Origin of the sequence: Micromonospora sp. NPDC005197 (genome assembly GCF_040608295.1) — a bacterium.
Classification (GTDB): Bacteria; Actinomycetota; Actinomycetes; order Mycobacteriales; family Micromonosporaceae; genus Micromonospora.
Genome location: NZ_JBEXHY010000005.1, coordinates 69522 through 86506, shown reverse-complemented (window position 1 = coordinate 86506; position 16985 = coordinate 69522). Strand labels below are relative to the sequence as shown.

The window sequence follows — 16985 nt, the reverse complement described above, 5'->3', positions numbered from 1 at the left end:
GTGTCTCGGGTCGTGCCACGGGGATGTGGCGGAATGGCAGACGCGCACGGTTCAGGTCCGTGTGCCCGAAAGGGCGTGGGGGTTCAACTCCCCCCATCCCCACCACAAGACGAGGGCTCCGCGGAATGCGGGGCCCTTCCGTCATATCGGGGCGTGCCGGGCGTCACGCTATGCTCCGATGGTTTCTGCCTCCGATGGACCAGGAGTGGCGTGTGAGTGTCGCGTTGGTGACCGGGTCGGGCGGTCTGATCGGCTCCGAGGCGGTCCGGCACTTCGCCGGCCTCGGTCTGGACGTCGTCGGCATCGACAACGACATGCGTCGGTACTTCTTCGGTGCGGACGGCTCCACCTCGTGGAGCCTGGAACGGCTCGGCCGTGACCTGGGTAACTCCTACACCCACTTCGCGGTGGACATCCGGGACCGCGACGGTCTGGAGCAGGTGTTCAAGAAGTACGGCTCGAACATCGCCGTGGTGATCCACAGCGCGGCGCAGCCGAGCCACGACTGGGCGGCCAAGGAGCCGTACACGGACTTCGACGTGAACGCCGGCGGCACGCTCAACATCCTGGAGAACACCCGCCGCCACGCGATCGACGCGCCGTTCATCCACTGCTCGACCAACAAGGTCTACGGCGACCGGCCCAACAGCCTGCCGCTGATCGAGCTGGAGACCCGGTACGAGCTGCCCGAGGACCACCGCTGGTACCAGGGCATCACCGAGGAGATGTCGATCGACCACTCGCTGCACTCGGTCTTCGGCGCCTCCAAGGTCGCCGCGGACGTGATGGTGCAGGAGTACGGCCGCTACTTCGACATGAAGACCGCCTGCTTCCGGGGCGGCACCCTGACCGGCCCGGCCCACTCGGCCGCCGAGCTGCACGGGTTCCTGGCCTACCTGATGCGCTGCGTGATGGAGGGCCGGACGTACAACCTGTTCGGCTACAAGGGCAAGATGGTCCGCGACGCGATCCACTCCCACGACGTGCTGACCGCGTTCGAGGCGTTCTTCCGGTCGCCCCGCTCCGCGGAGGTCTACAACCTCGGCGGCGGCCGGCACTCGAACACCTCGCACATCGAGGCGTTCGCGATCGCCCAGGAGATCACCGGCCGCGAGGCGCAGATCAACTACGTCGAGCAGGCCCGCACCGGCGACCACCAGTGGTACGTGAGCAGCATGGCCCGGTTCGAGGAGCAGTACCCGGAGTGGAAGATCACGTACGACGTGCCGATGATCCTGCGGGAGATCTACGAGGCCAACGTGGACAAGTGGGTGCCACAGTCATGACGGCCAAGACCAAGCGCAACGTGCTCGGCGTCCTCGTCGACGCCACCGACTACGCCACGGCGACCGACGCCGTGGTGACCGCGGCGCACGAGCGGCGGCCACTCGCGCTTACCGCGTTGGCCGTGCACGGCGTGATGACCGGTGTGCTGGATCCCGCGCACAATGCCCGGCTCAACTCCTTCGACGTGGTCACCCCGGACGGACAGCCGGTGCGCTGGGCGCTCAACCTGCTGCACCACGCCGGGCTCACCGACCGCGTCTACGGGCCGACGCTGACCCTGCACGTGCTCTCCCGCTTCGCCGACGAGGGGCTGCCGGTCTACCTGTACGGCTCGACCGAGGAGACGTTGGCCAAGCTGATCCCGGCGCTGGAGCGGATGTTCCCCGCGCTGAAGATCGCCGGTGTGGAGCCGTCGAAGTTCCGCGCGGTCCAGCCGGGCGAGGACGCCGAGATCGCCGACCGGATCCGGTCCAGCGGCGCCCGGCTCGTCCTGGTCGGGCTCGGCTGCCCGCGCCAGGAGGTCTTCACGTACGCCATGCGCCCGCTGCTCGACATGCCGCTGATGGCGGTCGGCGCGGCCTTCGACTACCACGCCGGGCTGCTGCGCCAGCCCCCGCCGTGGATGCAGCGCGCCGGCCTGGAGTGGTTCTGGCGGCTCGGTCTGGAGCCGAAACGGCTCTGGCGCCGCTACGTGATCCTCAACCCCGCCTACCTGACCCGGCTCGCCGGTCAGAAGACCGGTCTGTGGAAGGCCCGCCCGCCGGCCCCGGCCACCGAGCGGCCGGCCACCTTCGCGGTCTGACCCCCGATCGGGTACGACACGAGGCCCCACCGGGATCGTCCGGATGGGGCCTCGTCCCTGGGGAACAGGTCAGACGGTCAGGGTCCAGCTGTTGATGTAGCCGGTGTCGGCCGAGTAGGTGTCGCGCACCTGAAGTCGCCAGGTGCCGTCGGCGGCCTCACCGGACACGTTGGCCGTGTACGTGGTGTTCACGTTGTCGGCGCTGTCCGAGGTGCTGCTGTTCTTCAGCCGGTACGCGCTGCCGTCCGGGGCGAGCAGGTCGATGACCAGATCACCGCGGTACGTGTGCACGATGTCCACCGCCACCGTGGAGGCCGACGAGGCGTTGCGCCCACAGCCGGCGATCGTGATCGAGCTGGTCACCGCCGCGCCGGCGTCCGGGATCGACACGTCGGTGCCGTTGGTGCCGGTGCAGCCGGTGGGAGGCGGCGGGGTGGTTCCGGTGCCCACGTACAGCAGCCGGTTCGGCGAGCCCGAACCGGCGTTGCCCACCACGTTCGGGGTCGCGTTGGCCACCATCTGGTCGCGGATCTGCTGCGGGGTCCAGCTCGGGTTGGCGCTGGCCAGCAGCGCCGCCGCGCCGACCACGTGGGGTGTGGCCATCGAGGTGCCGCTGATCGTGTTGGTCGCGGTGTTGCTCGTGTACCAGGCCGAGGTGATCGAGGATCCCGGCGCGAAGATGTCCAGGCAGGTGCCGATGTTGGAGAACGACGACCGGGCGTCCGAGCTGGTCGTCGAGCCGACCGTGATCGCCTCCGCGGTACGCCCCGGCGAGGTGTTGCAGGCGTTCGCGCCGTTGTCGTTTCCGGCGGCGAGGCCGTACGTGACACCGGACGCGATCGAGTTGCGGACGGCGGTGTCCAGCGAGCTGTTCGCGCCGCCGCCGAGGCTCATGTTCGCCACCGCCGGCTTGATCGCGTTCTGGGTGACCCAGTCGACACCGGCGATCACACCGGCGTTGGTGCCACTGCCGGAGCAGTTCAGCACCCGTACGCCGACCAGTTGGACGCCCTTGGCCACCCCGTACGAGGATCCGCCGACGGTGCCGGCGACGTGCGTGCCGTGCCCGTTGCAGTCGTCGGCCGACCCGCCGTCCACGGCGTCGTAGCCGGAGGTGGCCCGGCCGCCGAAGTCGTTGTGGGTGAAGCGGATGCCGGTGTCGATGATGTAGGCGTGCACGTTGCTCGCCGTGTTCGGGTAGGTGTAGGAGCTGTCCAGCGGCAGGTTGCGCTGGTCGATGCGGTCCAGGCCCCAGGAGGGCGGGTTGGCCTGCGTTCCGGAGATCGACACCGTGTGGTTCTGCTCGACGTACGCGACGGCCGGGTCGGCGGCGATCCGTGCCGCCGCGCCCGCGCTGACGGCGACCTCGAAGCCACGCAGCGCCGTGCCGTAGGTGCGGGCGACCCTTCCGCCGTGCCGGCCGGTCAGCCGCTGCGCGGTGTCACCGACCCGGCTGGAGGTCACGGCGGTGTCCTTGAGGACGACGATGTAGCTGTCCGGCACGGCGGTGGCTCCACCGGCCTCCCGGACGACGCCGACGGGCTCGGCGGCCAGGGCCGGGGTGCCGACGGCCAGTACGGTCGCGGCGGTCACCCCGACCAGTACGGACCTGCGTGGAAGACCCATCTCCCTACCTCCCTCCGACCGGCGGCGAAACGCGACCACCGGTACCACACCGATCGACACTTGCCGATCGAGCCGAGAGTAGATCGATGAGGCCGGGCAGATAAACATGTCGAAACGTCCATCACGTCGATGGGATGCCCCCTACGGGCCCGGCTTCCGGGGCCAACGGGGGTCCGGCCCGGATTCGCCGCGCTCCCGGACGGGGAAGAGTCTCCGACATGGAGAGTCAGCTGACCATCGTGTTGCCGGTCGCCGCCGTCTGGCTGGCCGCCGGGGTCCTGGCCGACCGACTGCCCCGGCTGCGCGACGCGCGTGCGCTGCGTCGGCGTACCGGATGGTTGCTGGCGCTCGCGCTGGCGGGCGTGGCGCTGGTCGCGGCCGTATCCATCGGCGGGCTGCTCAGCGCCGGCACCGCGCCGGTCGACCGGGCCGCCGTCGGGCTCACCCTCGCCACCGGCCCGGCGCTCGTGGTGGCCGTCTGCTCCGTACGACGGATCCGCCGCCTGCGGGCCGGGGCCGGCGCGTTCGACACCGCACCCGGGACACCCGCCCCGCACGGGCTGCGCGCCGCCGCGGCGCACCCGCTCATCGGGTTGCCGTTGCAGGTGACCGCCCTGGCGACGGTGCCGGCGGTGATCGCGGCGGCCGGCGCGGACCTCGGCGCCGAGCCCGGGGTCACCGGGCCGGCGATCACCGTCGGCGCACTCGCGGTGGCCGCGATCGGCGTCCGGCACGCGCTGCGGCACAGCCGGCTCACCGAGCGGGCTCAGCCCGCCGCGCCCCGGTCAGCGCGAGCGGCCGGACCCCTGCACGTATAGCAGCTCGAGGATCGCCCGGGTCGCCTCGAACCAGCGGTCCAGCCAGCCCGGCGGCGGGATGCTGCCCTTCGGCGGCAATTCCAGCAGCAGGCCGCGCAGCAGCGGGTGGTCGGCCAGCGAACCGGCCGGCTCCATCGGCCAGCCGGTCGGCGGGAACGACGGCTCGACCAGCGGGTTCGGGTCCAGCGACGGCAGCGAGAGCGGCGCGTCGGCCACCTCCTGGGCCGTCGCCTCCCGCCCGTCCAGCTCCTGGTCGGTCGAGACCACCTCGGTCAGTACGGTGTCCCGACGCGCCCCGCGGTACTTGCCACCGAACCGCTCCGGCTTGCCCGGACCGTTGGTGAGGTTCTCTGAACCGATCGTCGTCATCCGTCTCGCCTGCCTCGCTCGGGTGCGGGTCGGTGCGGCGGGTCGTCGACCAGCGCCGTACCGACCGGTTCAACGAGGCGGACCCGCTGTGGCGACGGGAATCCCGGCGGAACCTCACCGGGCCCGGCCGTTCGCTGCGGGTCGGCGGCGCTCCGGGACACGGAGGGTCCCCGCCCGGTCGGGACCGGACGGGGACCTCGACTGCTCACTCGGTCAGACCGAGCCCAACACACCATCCCTGGTGCCGGCGACGAAGGCGTGCCAGTCGCCGGGAGCGAAGACCAGGGCCGGGCCGGCCTTGTCCTTCGAGTCCCGCACTCCGACCGCCCCGGTCACGTACGCCACCTCCACACAGTTGTCGCAGTTCGGCCCGCTCTTCGAGCTCTTGAACCACGTCGCCTGCGTCAGGTCCACGGGGAACCCCTTGGTCGCCATCTCGGCTCCTCTGCCAGTTTTGCGATGTGTGCGATGGACTCCTCTGGACGAATGGCCGCAGCGCGGATGTGATCGAAGATGAAGCTGTACTTCTGCAGTTCGTCGCTCTTCTCAAGGAAAAGCCCACCCGTGGCGTTCTCCGCGTACACGACATCCGGATCACCGGGCTCGGGAAAACTGAGGATCGTGAAGGTCCCGTCCATGCCGGCGTGCGCACCCACCTCGAAGGGGAGGATCTGGAGCGTCACGTTCGGCAACTCGGCCACCTCGACCAACCGCCTGAGTTGGCCGCGCATCACCTCGTCCCCGCCCACCGGCCGACTTACCACCGCCTCATCGAGCACCACCCACAGATCGACCGGATCGTCCTGGGTCAACAACGACTGACGGCCCAGACGGACACGCACCCTCTGGTGTACCTGATCGGCGGTGAAGTCCGGACGGGCGGCTCGGATCATCGCCCCGGCGTACTCCTCGGTCTCCAACAGGCCCGGAACGACCTGCTGTTCGTACGCCCGGATCGAACTCGCCGCCGCCTCCAGCCCGACGTACGCCCCGACCAGCACCGTGCTGTACGGGTGCCACCAGCCCTTCTGCCGCGCCTCCCGGGCGATCTGGACGAGTTCGTCGCTCTCGGCACCCACGACGCCGTAGATCCTCAGCATGTCCCGCACGTCGCGCGGGGTGGCCGTGGTGTGCCCCGTCTCGATCCGGGAGATCTTGGACGCCGAGCACTCCAACTGCTCGGCGACAACCTCGATGGTGATCCCGGCCGACTCCCGCTGCCGGCGCAGCTCGGCGCCGAGCCGCCGCCGTCGGATCGTCGGGCTGCGCCGCTCACTCATTGCGCGGCCTCGGAGTCTCTGGTCCTCGCCGCTGGTTGCTCGACCCCACTCTCGGGCTACCTCCGGTCGACGCGCCACTGGCTGCCGCTCACCGGGGGCGCGACCGTCGACCGGCGAGCGTTCGCGACGAGGGGTGGTGCCGGTCATCGGCCGGCCGCGACGGGCGAAACCGGCCCTCAGTGTGCCGTCCGTACGCGGATGGCTTCAAGCGCCGCTTTGCGTGGCGGACTCACGTATCGGCAAAAGTCGACGTGCAACTTGCATGAAGCACGTCGCTGATGCAGTCTGTCCGTATGGCACGGATCACTCAGCGTCTCCGTCCGCTCTCCGGGTGTGGTGACCCCACCGACCCCGGATGGCCGGGCGGGGCGCGGGCCCGGCCGGCGCCACTCAGACCTGCGCCGGGGTGATGACCCCACCGCTGCAAGCCAGCTGACTGCGGCGGTGGGCGCGGTTCCCGGAAGCAGTCAGGTGATGGTCGGGTGGCGGCACGCCACCAGCGGGTACGGCCCGACCACCATCACGCACCAACCGGTCCACGAGGCGCGATCCCGTCACCGGGCCGAGACATCCCAGACCAGTCACCCGCCGGCACGACGCCGGCTCTCCCTCCCCAGGAGCCCATGTGCTTCCCCGCTCCGGTGACGTTCTGCACGTGACTCGCGCGGCGAGTGTCCAGTTCCTCAGGCCGATCATGTTCCGGGTGATCCGGGTGCTCGACTGGCCGACCTACGACGGTTGGCTCTGGCTCGACGGCTACGAGCTCAACGCCGCCGGCGATGCCGTCAACCGACGGTCGATCTTCGTACAGCGGGAAGGGCTGCGACAGGTGCAGGCCGCGCCGGAGCCCCGCCCGCACACCGTACGGACCCGACGACCGGTCGCCCGTACGCCGGTCAGGGTCGGCTGACCAGCGCGAACCGCCGCGGGTAGGCGTGCCGTCGCCATAGAATCGGTACGCCCACCCCGGCATGTTCCACCGCACGTCCAGGACCCTGAGCCTGGGATGGTCATGGTCAATCAGCCCGCCGTGCGGCGGCACCACCGCTCCCGTATCACCTACGCTCTCGGACTGCTCGCTCTCCTCGGCGCCGTGACCACCATCGTGGTCCTGGTCCGCGACCCGGCGTTGTCGTCCACCCGGCTGGCCGTTCCGGTGCCGGCTCCGGAGATCACCGTGGTCGACGCGGACCCGCCCGCCGACGAATCGGGCTGGATCAGCGCCGATGCCCCCGACGGACGCGTCGGAGCGTCCGACCCGGCCGGCCCGGCCGCCGGGGCCGGCGCCGGCGGTCAGTCCGACGGACCGCAGGAACTCAGCGACGCCGCACCGGCGGGGCACACCGCCACGGACGTCCGCCGCTCGCTGTTCTGGTCCGGGATCTTCGGCCTCACCATCTCGCTCGCCGGCCTCGGCCTCGTCGGCACCCGCCGCCGGATGTGGTGAACATCGGTCACGGCGTGGTCGTCACCGTCGGGCTCGGGCTGGTCGGGCTGGTAGCGGTCGAGGGCCGCGCCTGGGAGATCACCAGCAGCACCTCCTCGTCGGTCCGCACCGTCGCGCCGGCCTCCGGATCGGTGCTGACCACCGTCCCCGGCGGCAGCTCGGACGGGCGGTACACCACTCGGTAGCTCAGGCCGAGCCGGTCCAGCAGCCTCTCGGCGGTGGCCTGCGGCAGGCCGGTCAGCGGCGGCACCGGTAGCCGCGCTTCCTCGGTGGTCGCCGCCGGGCTGCTCGGCGTCGCGCTGCTGGGCGCCGCCGAGGTCGGGGCGCTGCTGCTCGGCGGGGCGCTGGCACTGGCCGGCGGGACAGACGGCGTCGCCGGGTTGTCGGGGTCGTCGTCCCGGGCGTTGAGCACCACCCACAGAGCCGCCCCGAGCAGCCCGGCGAGCAGCAGAGCGAGTACGCCCCAGAGGATCGGCAGCCACCAACGCCGGCCACCCTGCTCCTCGACGTACCAGTCCGCAGTCGGTTCGGCCGGTCGGGGCGCGCGCACCTCGGCCCGCCCGGACCACGGCGGCGGCGTCGACCGCTCCACCGGCATCCGCGCCGTCCGGTCACCCGACGGCTCCGCGGCGGCCCGGTCGATCGGCATCGTCTCGTCCGGCGACCCACCACGACCAACCGAAACAGCCCGGTCGATCGGCATCGTCTCGTCCGGCGACGCGGTGCGGTCCGGCGGCTGCGGCCGGTTGCCGCCGGGGGGCGGCAGGGGGCGCGTACGGTCGTCCTCGGGCTCCCCGGCGGGCGGCTCCTGGCGGTCGTCGCTCATCGCACGTCCTTTCCCGAACCGGGCGGGCGCCGTGGCCCTCGACCGTCAACCTAACCGCCCACGTCGACATCGGCCGGTATCGGTGCCGCGAGCCGCGTGCCGCGGTCGGGTCAGCTGGTGTCCGACGGGCCAGGCCGGGTGGGTCGACGCCGCAGAGCGGTGCGGGTCAGAGGGTGGGCTTCACGGTCGGCTGGCTCGGCGGGGGCGCAGCCCCGCACCAGATGCTCACCTCGTCGTTCCAGCGGGCCGGGCCGTTCTCGGCCGGCTCCTGCCGGCTGACCTTCCCGCTGCGCCCACTGCGGTAACGCGGGTAGAGCCCCTCCTCGACCAGCTCATCGGCCGCCTCGGCGCAGTCGTCGCCGACCACGTCCGGCACCTCGGCGGCGGGGGCCGGACCGGCCACCTGGAGCTGGACAGTGGCGCCCCGGGCCACCTCGGTGCCCACGGCCGGCGAGGCGCTCTCCACCGTGCGGCCGGTGCCGCCGCCGAAGACCAGACGCCAGCCCAACCGCTGCTTACGCAGCATCTCGCGGGCCTGCACGAAGTCGGCGCCGACCACCGGTGGCACGGTCAGCCCGGTCCCCTTCGTCGTGGAGGCGGTCGTCCGTGGGGCGGACGGCGTGGTCCGGCCGGTGGTCGGCCGGGACGAGGTGGCCCGGCCGGTCGGCGTACCGGCCGTGGTGGCCACCGCCTGCGGGTTCGCCGGAGATTCGCCATCGTCGCCGGCCAGCAGCCAGCCACCTGTCGCACCGACCACGGCCAGCAGCACCGCGACCAGCCCGCCACCGAGCAGCACGCTGGCCCGGCTTCCACCGCCGCCGGCCTGGCCGCCGGCGGAATCCTGCCGACCCGTGTTCGCGTCCGTCATACCGCCCACCGCCTCATCACCGGCGACCGTACCGTTAGCCGCCCATCACGTTGTGCCGACGGTCCATACCGGCGGGTCACCACGACTCGCCGCACCGACGACGGGACGTTACGCTGCCCGGCATGGCCAGACGGGGCTGGGGAGTATCGATCGTGACGGCGATCGGGGTCGCTGCCGGCGCGGGCGCCGCGCAGCTCGGCTTCGGCTACGGGCTCGGCGTCATCACCTGGACGCCCACCGACGCCGGGGCCAACGACACGGCCTGGGCGGATGGCCTCGCCTGGGCCAGCTGGCTCGCCGCCAGCTCGACAGTGCTCGGCGCGGTCTGCGCGCAGCGACTGCACCAGCGTGCCGTACCCCCAGCGGTTGACCAGCCGGCCACCGGCGCCGAGCCGACGGCACCCGCCCCGGCGACCGAGACGGCTCTGCCGCAGCCGGCGGCGCTCGAAGAGGGAACGCCGGCCCGGGTCGAGGGCGCCGACGCGGCGCGGGCCCGGCCGCCCTCGGCGGTCGATCGAGCGGCACCGGTGGCCGACACGCCGCCCGACGAGCCCGGCGGCCTGTTCCGCAGGCTGTCGCTGGCGCTCGGCGCCGGGCTCGGTGGACTGGTCACCGTGCTGCTGGTCGCCGTACCGGCCCGGGTCGCCGCGGGTGCCGACAGCGGCACGCCGCAACGGGTCGCCGCCCTGCACGCGGTGCTGGGCATTCTGATCGGCGTGTTCGTCGCGCTCTGGGCGCTGCGCTCCCGCACCGCCGCGCTGAACGTCACCGCGACGGCCGCCTGGCTCTGGCTGCTCGCGGTGGTCTCGGTCATCGACGGGGTACGCGTCGGGCGCGGGCTCACCGGCGCTCAGCTCGGCACCTGGCAGCTCGACCCGGACCACGCGCGGTACTGGATCGGGGGCCAGCTCTACTGGCCCGGCGCGCTGCTGGCGCTCGTACCCGCGTTCCTGATCGGTGCGCTCGCGGCTCGGGGCGCCGCGCGGTCGGACGGGCACCGGATCGGCGCGGCGGCCTCCGGCGCGGCCGGTCCGCTGCTCGTCGCGCTCGCCTACCTGACCACGGTGCCGCGCTGGGTCACGCTGGGGCCCGCACAGTTCTCCACCCAGCTCATCGCCCCGTACGCGGTGATCGCCGGTGTCGGCGGCTCGGTGCTGGCCGCCGTCCTCGCCGAGCGGGCCGGCCGCAGGCGCGTTGCCCACCGACGGTCAGCCGCCGCCGGCACGCAGCCCGCACCGACCGCCCCGATGGAGCCCGATCCGACCACCCGCCCGGGCGCTCGGATCGGCAGCACCTCGGCCGGCGCGACCGTACCGACTCCCGGCGGCCGGGCGACCGGCGCTGGGCCGGACGGCGACGGGCCGGCGACGGACACCTCGACCGGTACGGCGCCTCGGCGCGGCAGGACCACGTCGCCGGTGACCAGGTCGGAGGCCCGGTCGGGCGACGCGAACGCCGCACCCCGGGTACCGACGCCTCGGCCGTCCCCGGACGACACGGCTCTGGCCGAACCCGCCACCACCGGGCCGACCGAGGACCCGGCACCCCGGCGTGCCCGTCCGCCCCGGAGGAGCACCCGCCCCACCGACTGACTCCCGGTCCGACCCCGCCGGCGGGTTGCGCTCAGTCGACGGGCCAGGTGTGGACCGGTTCGTTGGAGCGCTGGAGTTCCGCGTAGCGCTGCACCATGTGGTGCAGGGCGGCGCTGCGGTCCATGCCCCGGTGGCGCTCCGCCGCCCAGACCGCCTCGGTCTGCCAGACGGCGCCGTTGCGGCCGGTACGACAGCGTTGCTCGATGATGCCGAGCAGCCGGTCCCGCTGCGCCGGGTCGACGCCGAACCCGTCCAGGCCGGTCGCGGCGACGGGCAGCAACTGCTCCAGCACCAGCTTGGTGACCGGTACGTCACCGAACCGGGGCCAGTGCAGCACGGCGTCCAGACCACGTCGGGCCGCCGCGTGGAAGTTCTCCTCGGCCGAGCTGAAGGTGAGCTGACTCCAGATCGGCCGGTCCGCCTCGGCCAGGCCACGGACCAGCCCGAAGTAGAAGGCCGCGTTGGCCAGCATGTCCACCACCGTCGGACCGGCGGGCAACACGCGATTTTCCACCCGCAGGTGCGGGCGGCCGTTCATGATGTCGTAGACCGGGCGGTTCCAGCGGTAGACGGTGCCGTTGTGCAGCCGCAGCTCGCCCAGTTGGGGCACTCCGCCGGCGTGCAGCACCTCCACCGGGTCCTCGTCCTCGCAGATCGGCAGCAGCGGCGGGAAGTACCGCACGTTCTCCTCGAACAGGTCGAAGATCGAGGTGATCCACCGCTCACCGAACCAGACCCGGGGGCGTACGCCCTGAGCCTTGAGTTCTTCCGGGCGGGTGTCGGTGGCCTGCTTGAACAGGGCGATACGGGTTTCGGCCCAGAGTTGGCGGCCGTACAGGAAGGGCGAGTTCGCTCCGACCGCCACCTGCACACCGGCGATGGCCTGGGACGCGTTCCAGTAGTCGGCGAAGCTGTCCGGCGCGACCTGGATGTGGAACTGGAGACTCGTGCAGGCCGCCTCGGGGGCGATCGAGTCGGTGTGCGTCTGCAACTGCTCGACGCCACGGATGTCGAGTTCGATGGCCTCGCCCCGGGCGCCGACGATCTGGTCGTTGAGCACCCGGTAGCGCTCGTTGGTGGAGAGATTGTCCTCGACCAGGTGACCCTCAGTGAGGGTGGGCAGGATGCCGACCAGGACGATCTTCGCGTCGGACTTGGCCGCGCGCTCGTCGGCCCGGGTGAGGCTGCTACGCAGGTCGTGTTCGTAGTCGGCGAGACCGGCGCCCTCGATCAGTCGGGGTTCGGCGTTCAACTCCAGGTTGAACTGCCCCAGCTCGGTCTGGAACAGCGGATCGGCGATGTCGGCGAGGATCTCCTCGTTGCGCATCGCCGGCTCGGCCCGCGAGTCGACCAGGTTCAGCTCGATCTCCAGGCCGGTCATCGGCCGGTCGGCGTCGAACCCGAAGTCGTCGAGCATCAGGGCGAAGACGTCCAGACACCGCCGGACCTTCTGCCGGTAGCGGACGCGGTCCTCCCGGGTGAAGGCGCCCTGCGAGACGTCCCTGCCCATGTGTCCTCCCGACAACCGGCGCGGTCGGGATCCTGCCGTCCCGGAAAGCGCATTGTGAACCATCCACGTTAAGAGCGCTCGCCTGGCCAGGGCCAGAGGCCGACGACGGTGATCCGACGCTGGCCGGAGCGGATGCGCTCGTGGCGCCATCTCTACCCCGTCGCTGCCGCGCCGGACCCCGTGGCGGTGCCAACAAGTCGTGACAATTCACACGCCCTCGGTACGGACGACGCCGGGCCCGCGCCGACGTGCGGCGCGGGCCCGGCGTACCGGTGATCCGTGGGATCAGGCCTGGCGGACGGCCTCGCCCTCGATCTCGATCTTGATCTTCTTGCCGACCAGCACGCCACCGGTCTCCAGGGTGACGTTCCAGGTCAGGCCGAACTCCTCGCGGTCGATCTCGGTGCTCGCGGAGAAGCCGAAGATGTCCTGGCCGAACGGGCTGCGACCCACGCCCTCGAACTCGACCTCCAGCTCCACCGGACGGGTGACGTCCTTGATGGTCAGCTCACCGGTGAGCACGAACTCGTTGCCGCGGCGGGACTTGACGCCGGTGCTGCGGAACTCCAGGGTCGGGTACTTCTCGACGTCCAGGAACTCGGGGCTGCGCAGGTGCGCGTCCCGGTCGCCCTGGGTGGTGTCGATGCTGGCACCCTGGATGGTGGCGACGACCGAGGACTGCAGCGGGTCCTCGGCGACGGTGATGGTGGCGGTCGCCTCCTTGAACTCACCGCGGACCTTGCTCACCATCATGTGCCGGGCGACGAAGCCGACCCGCTTGTGCGCCGCGTCCAGCACGTAGGTGCCGGCCGTCGGGATGGTGAGGCCGTCCCAGTCGCGGGTAACCGCATCGATGCTGCTGGTCATGCTGGTGTCCTCCAGAAGATTGTTTAGTAGCCCAACGACTGCTTGAGCAAATATAACCGCAACAACATTCCCTCTGTCAAGGACTGGTAGGGTTAACGAGTGACCAACGTGTTCGACGACCCCCGGATCACCGCGGTTGGCCTCCTCTACGAGGTCCACGCCGGGCTCTCGGCCCGGTTCGCCGCCCAACTCGAGGAGCACGACCTCTCCACGGTCGAGTTCGAGGTGATCACTCGACTGGCCCGCTCACCCGGTAACCAGCTGCGGATGACCGACCTCGCCGCGCAGACGTCACTGTCCACCAGCGGGGTGACCCGTGTGGTGGACCGGATGGAACGCGACGGGCTGCTCACCCGCCGAGCCTGCCCGAACGATCGCCGCAGCTCGTACGCGGTGGTCACCGCGGCCGGCATGCAGCGGCTCGACGAGACGCTGCCCGGCCATCTGCGGATCATCGAGCAGTGGTTCACCGGCCAGCTCGACCCCGAGGCTCTGGCGGCACTGCTCGACGGCCTGCGCCGAGTGCGGGACGCCGTCCATCCCGGTGCCACCGCCGGCAGCACCGACCAGGAAGTGGCCGACGACTGCGACCCGGCCTGACCGCTGACACCCGGGCCTGACCGACCGTGGCCGCCCGACCTCACCGACGGCGGCCACCCGGGTCACCGGCGGCGGTCGAGCCGTGTCGGGGCGACGTCCGAGCGGTCGACCGAGGCGTGCGGCGGGTGCCGGCAGCACCGGCAGAAAGACCGGCAGAACTGACTTTGCAGACCGGACAAACCTCTTGAAGAGCACCTTCCACCCCGGCAGCGGTGGCAGGCTTTCGTCCACCGGGGAATCACCGGGGGGTGACGGCGCGGGCGAACAGCGAGGGGTAGCACCAAGGGGGCTCTTCGCTCGCGCCACTCTCCATCGGGCCGGCCACCGACGGGCGCCCAACTAGCGCTCGACGGACCCGCCCCGCGCGGCCATCAGCGCATAGAGCAGCCCGGACTCCTGCGGCAGCAACCGGATGCCACTCTCCTCGCAGACCCGGTCGAGACGATCGAGAACCGCCGGGTCCGACGTGCTCGCGGCGAGGCCCACCAGCGCCTCCACCACGTCCCGCCGATCGTGACCGGCCTCGGCAGCGGCGGCGAACCACTCGGCCGCCAGTTCCCGGTCACCCCGGTGCAGTGCCAGGTTCCCCTCGATCAGCGCACAGATACCCGCCTCCGGCCCGCCCCAGGACAACACCGTGTCGTCCGAGCGCGGTCGCGGGAGTCCGACCCGCTCCACCCACTGCTGGCCCGCCACGACAACTGTCGCCTCGGCGCCCCCCGCGCGCAGTTCGGTCAGCACCTCGGTCGCCTCCGTGGCACGCCCGTCCTGCGCGAGCGCCAATCCGACCGTCCCGAGCACCCGCCGTCGATGCCCCGGGTCACCCAACTCGAACAGTGCCGACGCCGCGCGCCGGCCCTGGTCGACGGCATCGGCGTACCGGCCCTCCAGGCGGGACACCTCGGCCCGGTTGGCCCAGGCCAACACCCGCAACCGCTGCTCACCGCCCTCGGCGGCGAGCCGGTCCACGGCAGCCAGCCGACGGCGTGCCGCGCCCAGGTCACCGATGCGGATCTCGTGCCAGGCGAGGCTGTTCTGCGCCACCGCCAGCTCCCGGGTCCGCCCGTTGCGGGCGGCGAGCCGGAGCACCGCCTCGGCCTGCTCCCGGGCCTCGTCGTGCCCGCCGACGGTGGTCAGCAGCGCGCCGAGCACGCTGCGCGCCTCCAGCTCGCCGGTCACGTCGCCGGCCTGTCGGAACGCCTCCAACGCGGCCCGCGCCGTCGGCAACTCGTCGACCTCGGCACCGTGCTCGGCGGCGAGCCGGGCCACCCCGAGGCTGGCCCAGCCGCGAAGGATCGGGTCCGCGTCCGCGGTTCGGGGGTCGGCCAGCAACCGCCGCAGCCACTGCCGCCCGGCGACATCGCGCCCCCGGAAGCGCCACCAACGGGGCAGGCAGGCCGCCAGACGGAGCGCGGTCAGCGGGTCGTCGGTGGCCGCGTGGGCCAGCGCCGTGCTGATGTCGCTGCTCACCTCGTCGAGCCGGTGCACCGCGTCGAGCATCCGGGGGCCGGCCAGGTCGGAGGCGGTCCGCGCCACGAGGCGGGCGACCACCTCCGCATGCCGACGCCGTACGCAGGTCAGCTCACCACTGCCCACGGCCTGCTCGATGGCGAAGTCACGAACCGCGTCGAGCAGGCGGAACCGGAACGGCCCGGTGCCGCGAACGCTCAGCAGGCCGAGCTCGACGAGGCGGTCCAGCAGCGGGACCGGATCGATGGCGACCGTACCGTCCCGGTCGGCCTCGTCGGCGAGCATCTCCTCGGCCAGCTCCACCGACCACCGGTTGCCGAACATGGCAAGCCGCCGCAGCGCGTCGCGCTCATCCGGCGCGAGCAGTCGGTAGCTGGTCGCCACCGCGTCCCGCAGGGTCACCGCCACCGCCGCCCGGGTGGCATCGGTGGCATACGGGCGGCGGGTGGCCGCCTCCGGCCCGTCCCAGCGGTTACGGGCCGCCGGGTCGGCCGAGGTGGTCAGGTCGAGCACGCGATCGCCGTACCGATCGAGCAGTTCGGTGAGGTCGAGCAACCGGCCCCGGGCGGCCATCAGCTCGATGGCCAGCGGCAGGCCGCCCAGCCGACGGACCAGGGCGGCCAACGCCGGCAGCTCGTCCGGAGTCGGCGGCTCCCGACGGACCTGGGCGAGCCGCGCGGTGAACAGCGCGACCGCCGGCCACGAGCCGAGCGTGGCCGGCCCGGAGTGCTCGGCGTCCGGCGGCGGCACCTCGAGCGGGGCTACCGGCCAGACCCGTTCACCGGGCAGCCCGACCGGGTGCCGTCCGGTGACCAGCACCCGCAACGACGGCAGCACGATGCCCAGCCGGTGCAGGGTCTCGGCCACCGGGCCGGGGGCGCGCTCGACCGCGTCCATGACCAGCAGTGCCGGCCGTCCGGCGAGCCGGGCGACGAGTTCCGGCAGCCGGGCCGCGCCGAGGACGGTCATCGTGGCGGCGAGCACGTCCGGTCCGTCCGAGCCCTCGCCGACCAGCACGCCGGCCACACCGCCCGGATGTGCGCGGGCGGCTGCGTGGGCAACGGCGAGCGCGAGCGCGGTCTTGCCGACCCCGGCCAGCCCGACCAGGCTCACCAGTCGGGGGCCGCGTTCCGCGGTCAGCATTCCGGCCAGCTCGGTGACGTCGCGGTCGCGGCCGATCAGGGCTACCGGTGGGGGGAGGGCCACCCGAGCGGCGGCCCGGGCGGCTCCGGCTGTCGACGTGACACCGGCGCCAACCCCGAGCGTGCCCGAGATGACGTCCGGCCGGGGCGACTCACCGCCGGCGGCGCCGCGGGCCGTCGCCAGGAACGCCGCCCGGGTCGCGCCGGCCAACTCCAACGCCGTGGCCAGCAACTCGACGGTGGTGCGCTGCGGCCGGACCGACCGGCCGCGCTCCAGGTCCCGCACCGTCCGCACGCCGACCCCGGCACGGGACGCCAGCTCCGCCTGAGTCAGGCCGGCCGCGCGCCGGTGCGCACGCAGCAGCTCCGGCAGCCCGCTACGACCGGCCGAGCTCCGCGACCGATCATGCTCCGGAGTCATGGCCACGAAGAGTACGGATCGACTCCGACCATCGGCAGTCGAACGTCGGTCTGCCGACGT

General features: G+C 72.4%; 16 protein-coding genes and 1 tRNA gene. 8 read left to right on the top strand and 9 right to left on the bottom strand.

Annotation, left to right across the window (positions count from 1 at the left end):
- Positions 1-19: 19 nt before the first annotated feature.
- The 3 genes from ABZU46_RS03920 (at position 20) to ABZU46_RS03910 (ending at position 2089) form a co-directional block, all read left to right on the top strand.
- Positions 20-105, top strand: a tRNA-Leu gene (locus ABZU46_RS03920).
- 65 nt (positions 106-170) lie between these two features.
- Positions 171-1286 (top strand): NAD-dependent epimerase/dehydratase family protein, encoded by a 1116-nt coding sequence (locus tag ABZU46_RS03915; RefSeq protein ID WP_354854938.1) that lies wholly within the window; start codon positions 171-173, stop codon positions 1284-1286.
- Positions 1283-2089: a WecB/TagA/CpsF family glycosyltransferase gene (locus ABZU46_RS03910; protein ID WP_354854937.1), complete on the top strand. Its 807-nt coding sequence runs from the start codon at positions 1283-1285 to the stop codon at positions 2087-2089. Before ABZU46_RS03915 ends, ABZU46_RS03910 begins: the two co-directional genes overlap by 4 nt.
- A 69-nt stretch (positions 2090-2158) precedes the next feature.
- Here the strand turns inward: ABZU46_RS03910 and ABZU46_RS03905 are convergent, their stop codons facing one another.
- Positions 2159-3715 carry a S8 family serine peptidase gene (locus ABZU46_RS03905; protein ID WP_354854935.1) on the bottom strand — a complete coding sequence of 519 codons (1557 nt, stop codon included), beginning with the start codon at positions 3713-3715 and terminating at the stop codon, positions 2159-2161.
- 218 nt (positions 3716-3933) lie between these two features.
- Here ABZU46_RS03905 and ABZU46_RS03900 point away from each other — a divergent pair, with 218 nt between their 5' ends.
- Positions 3934-4533, top strand: coding sequence for a hypothetical protein (locus tag ABZU46_RS03900; RefSeq protein ID WP_354854933.1), 600 nt, complete (start codon positions 3934-3936; stop codon positions 4531-4533).
- On the opposite strand, the gene ABZU46_RS03895 is transcribed toward ABZU46_RS03900, so the two are convergent.
- The 3 genes from ABZU46_RS03895 to ABZU46_RS03885 all read right to left on the bottom strand — a co-directional run bounded on the left by ABZU46_RS03895 (position 4501) and on the right by ABZU46_RS03885 (position 6182).
- Positions 4501-4902, bottom strand: a complete 402-nt coding sequence (locus ABZU46_RS03895) for a hypothetical protein (protein ID WP_354854931.1) — start codon at positions 4900-4902, stop codon at positions 4501-4503. The genes ABZU46_RS03900 and ABZU46_RS03895 overlap by 33 nt on opposite strands.
- 213 nt (positions 4903-5115) lie before the next feature.
- A complete protein-coding gene (locus tag ABZU46_RS03890; RefSeq protein ID WP_007454112.1) occupies positions 5116-5337 on the bottom strand; it encodes a DUF397 domain-containing protein in 222 nt (73 codons plus the stop codon).
- Positions 5307-6182: a helix-turn-helix transcriptional regulator gene (locus ABZU46_RS03885; protein ID WP_354854929.1), complete on the bottom strand. Its 876-nt coding sequence runs from the start codon at positions 6180-6182 to the stop codon at positions 5307-5309. Before ABZU46_RS03885 ends, ABZU46_RS03890 begins: the two co-directional genes overlap by 31 nt.
- A gap of 625 nt (positions 6183-6807) precedes the next feature.
- Between ABZU46_RS03885 and ABZU46_RS03880 the strand changes: the two genes are divergently transcribed.
- Positions 6808-7092, top strand: coding sequence for a hypothetical protein (locus ABZU46_RS03880; RefSeq protein ID WP_354854927.1), 285 nt, complete (start codon positions 6808-6810; stop codon positions 7090-7092).
- A gap of 96 nt (positions 7093-7188) precedes the next feature.
- Entirely contained in the window at positions 7189-7629 is a 441-nt protein-coding gene (locus tag ABZU46_RS03875; protein WP_354854925.1) for a hypothetical protein, read from the top strand.
- 7 nt (positions 7630-7636) lie between these two features.
- Here ABZU46_RS03875 and ABZU46_RS03870 read toward each other — a convergent pair whose 3' ends face one another.
- The gene (locus ABZU46_RS03870) at positions 7637-8455 is read right to left on the bottom strand and encodes a PASTA domain-containing protein (RefSeq protein ID WP_354854923.1); all 819 of its coding nucleotides are present in this window, start codon (positions 8453-8455) and stop codon (positions 7637-7639) included.
- A 166-nt stretch (positions 8456-8621) separates the two neighbouring features.
- Entirely contained in the window at positions 8622-9323 is a 702-nt protein-coding gene (locus tag ABZU46_RS03865) for a PASTA domain-containing protein (protein WP_354854921.1), read from the bottom strand.
- A 122-nt stretch (positions 9324-9445) separates the two neighbouring features.
- On the opposite strand from ABZU46_RS03865, the gene ABZU46_RS03860 reads away from it, so the two are divergent.
- A complete protein-coding gene (locus ABZU46_RS03860) occupies positions 9446-10915 on the top strand; it encodes a hypothetical protein (protein ID WP_354854919.1) in 1470 nt (489 codons plus the stop codon).
- Positions 10916-10946: 31 nt separating this feature from the next.
- Here the strand turns inward: ABZU46_RS03860 and ABZU46_RS03855 are convergent, their stop codons facing one another.
- On the bottom strand, positions 10947-12425 hold the full coding sequence (locus ABZU46_RS03855) for a glutamate--cysteine ligase (RefSeq protein WP_354854917.1): 1479 nt from the start codon (positions 12423-12425) through the stop codon (positions 10947-10949).
- A 285-nt stretch (positions 12426-12710) separates the two neighbouring features.
- Positions 12711-13292: a YceI family protein gene (locus ABZU46_RS03850; protein ID WP_354854915.1), complete on the bottom strand. Its 582-nt coding sequence runs from the start codon at positions 13290-13292 to the stop codon at positions 12711-12713.
- A 99-nt stretch (positions 13293-13391) separates the two neighbouring features.
- Here ABZU46_RS03850 and ABZU46_RS03845 point away from each other — a divergent pair, with 99 nt between their 5' ends.
- Positions 13392-13892, top strand: a complete 501-nt coding sequence (locus ABZU46_RS03845) for a MarR family transcriptional regulator (protein ID WP_354854913.1) — start codon at positions 13392-13394, stop codon at positions 13890-13892.
- Positions 13893-14231: 339 nt separating this feature from the next.
- Here the strand turns inward: ABZU46_RS03845 and ABZU46_RS03840 are convergent, their stop codons facing one another.
- On the bottom strand, positions 14232-16925 hold the full coding sequence (locus tag ABZU46_RS03840; RefSeq protein WP_354854911.1) for a helix-turn-helix domain-containing protein: 2694 nt from the start codon (positions 16923-16925) through the stop codon (positions 14232-14234).
- Positions 16926-16985 lie beyond the last annotated feature (60 nt).

Excerpts from the sequence above, each read along its gene's own strand:
- ABZU46_RS03855 (WP_354854917.1), bottom strand. The coding sequence starts at position 12,425 with ATGGGCAGGGACGTCTCGCAGGGCGCCTTCACCCGGGAGGACCGCGTC.
- ABZU46_RS03865 (WP_354854921.1), bottom strand. The coding sequence starts at position 9,323 with ATGACGGACGCGAACACGGGTCGGCAGGATTCCGCCGGCGGCCAGGCC.
- ABZU46_RS03870 (WP_354854923.1), bottom strand. The coding sequence starts at position 8,455 with ATGAGCGACGACCGCCAGGAGCCGCCCGCCGGGGAGCCCGAGGACGAC.
- ABZU46_RS03905 (WP_354854935.1), bottom strand. The coding sequence starts at position 3,715 with ATGGGTCTTCCACGCAGGTCCGTACTGGTCGGGGTGACCGCCGCGACC.
- ABZU46_RS03890 (WP_007454112.1), bottom strand. The coding sequence starts at position 5,337 with ATGGCGACCAAGGGGTTCCCCGTGGACCTGACGCAGGCGACGTGGTTC.
- ABZU46_RS03910 (WP_354854937.1), top strand. The coding sequence starts at position 1,283 with ATGACGGCCAAGACCAAGCGCAACGTGCTCGGCGTCCTCGTCGACGCC.
- ABZU46_RS03885 (WP_354854929.1), bottom strand. The coding sequence starts at position 6,182 with ATGAGTGAGCGGCGCAGCCCGACGATCCGACGGCGGCGGCTCGGCGCC.
- ABZU46_RS03850 (WP_354854915.1), bottom strand. The coding sequence starts at position 13,292 with ATGACCAGCAGCATCGATGCGGTTACCCGCGACTGGGACGGCCTCACC.
- ABZU46_RS03895 (WP_354854931.1), bottom strand. The coding sequence starts at position 4,902 with ATGACGACGATCGGTTCAGAGAACCTCACCAACGGTCCGGGCAAGCCG.
- ABZU46_RS03875 (WP_354854925.1), top strand. The coding sequence starts at position 7,189 with ATGGTCATGGTCAATCAGCCCGCCGTGCGGCGGCACCACCGCTCCCGT.
- ABZU46_RS03840 (WP_354854911.1), bottom strand. The coding sequence starts at position 16,925 with ATGACTCCGGAGCATGATCGGTCGCGGAGCTCGGCCGGTCGTAGCGGG.
- ABZU46_RS03915 (WP_354854938.1), top strand. The coding sequence starts at position 171 with ATGCTCCGATGGTTTCTGCCTCCGATGGACCAGGAGTGGCGTGTGAGT.
- ABZU46_RS03860 (WP_354854919.1), top strand. The coding sequence starts at position 9,446 with ATGGCCAGACGGGGCTGGGGAGTATCGATCGTGACGGCGATCGGGGTC.
- ABZU46_RS03900 (WP_354854933.1), top strand. The coding sequence starts at position 3,934 with ATGGAGAGTCAGCTGACCATCGTGTTGCCGGTCGCCGCCGTCTGGCTG.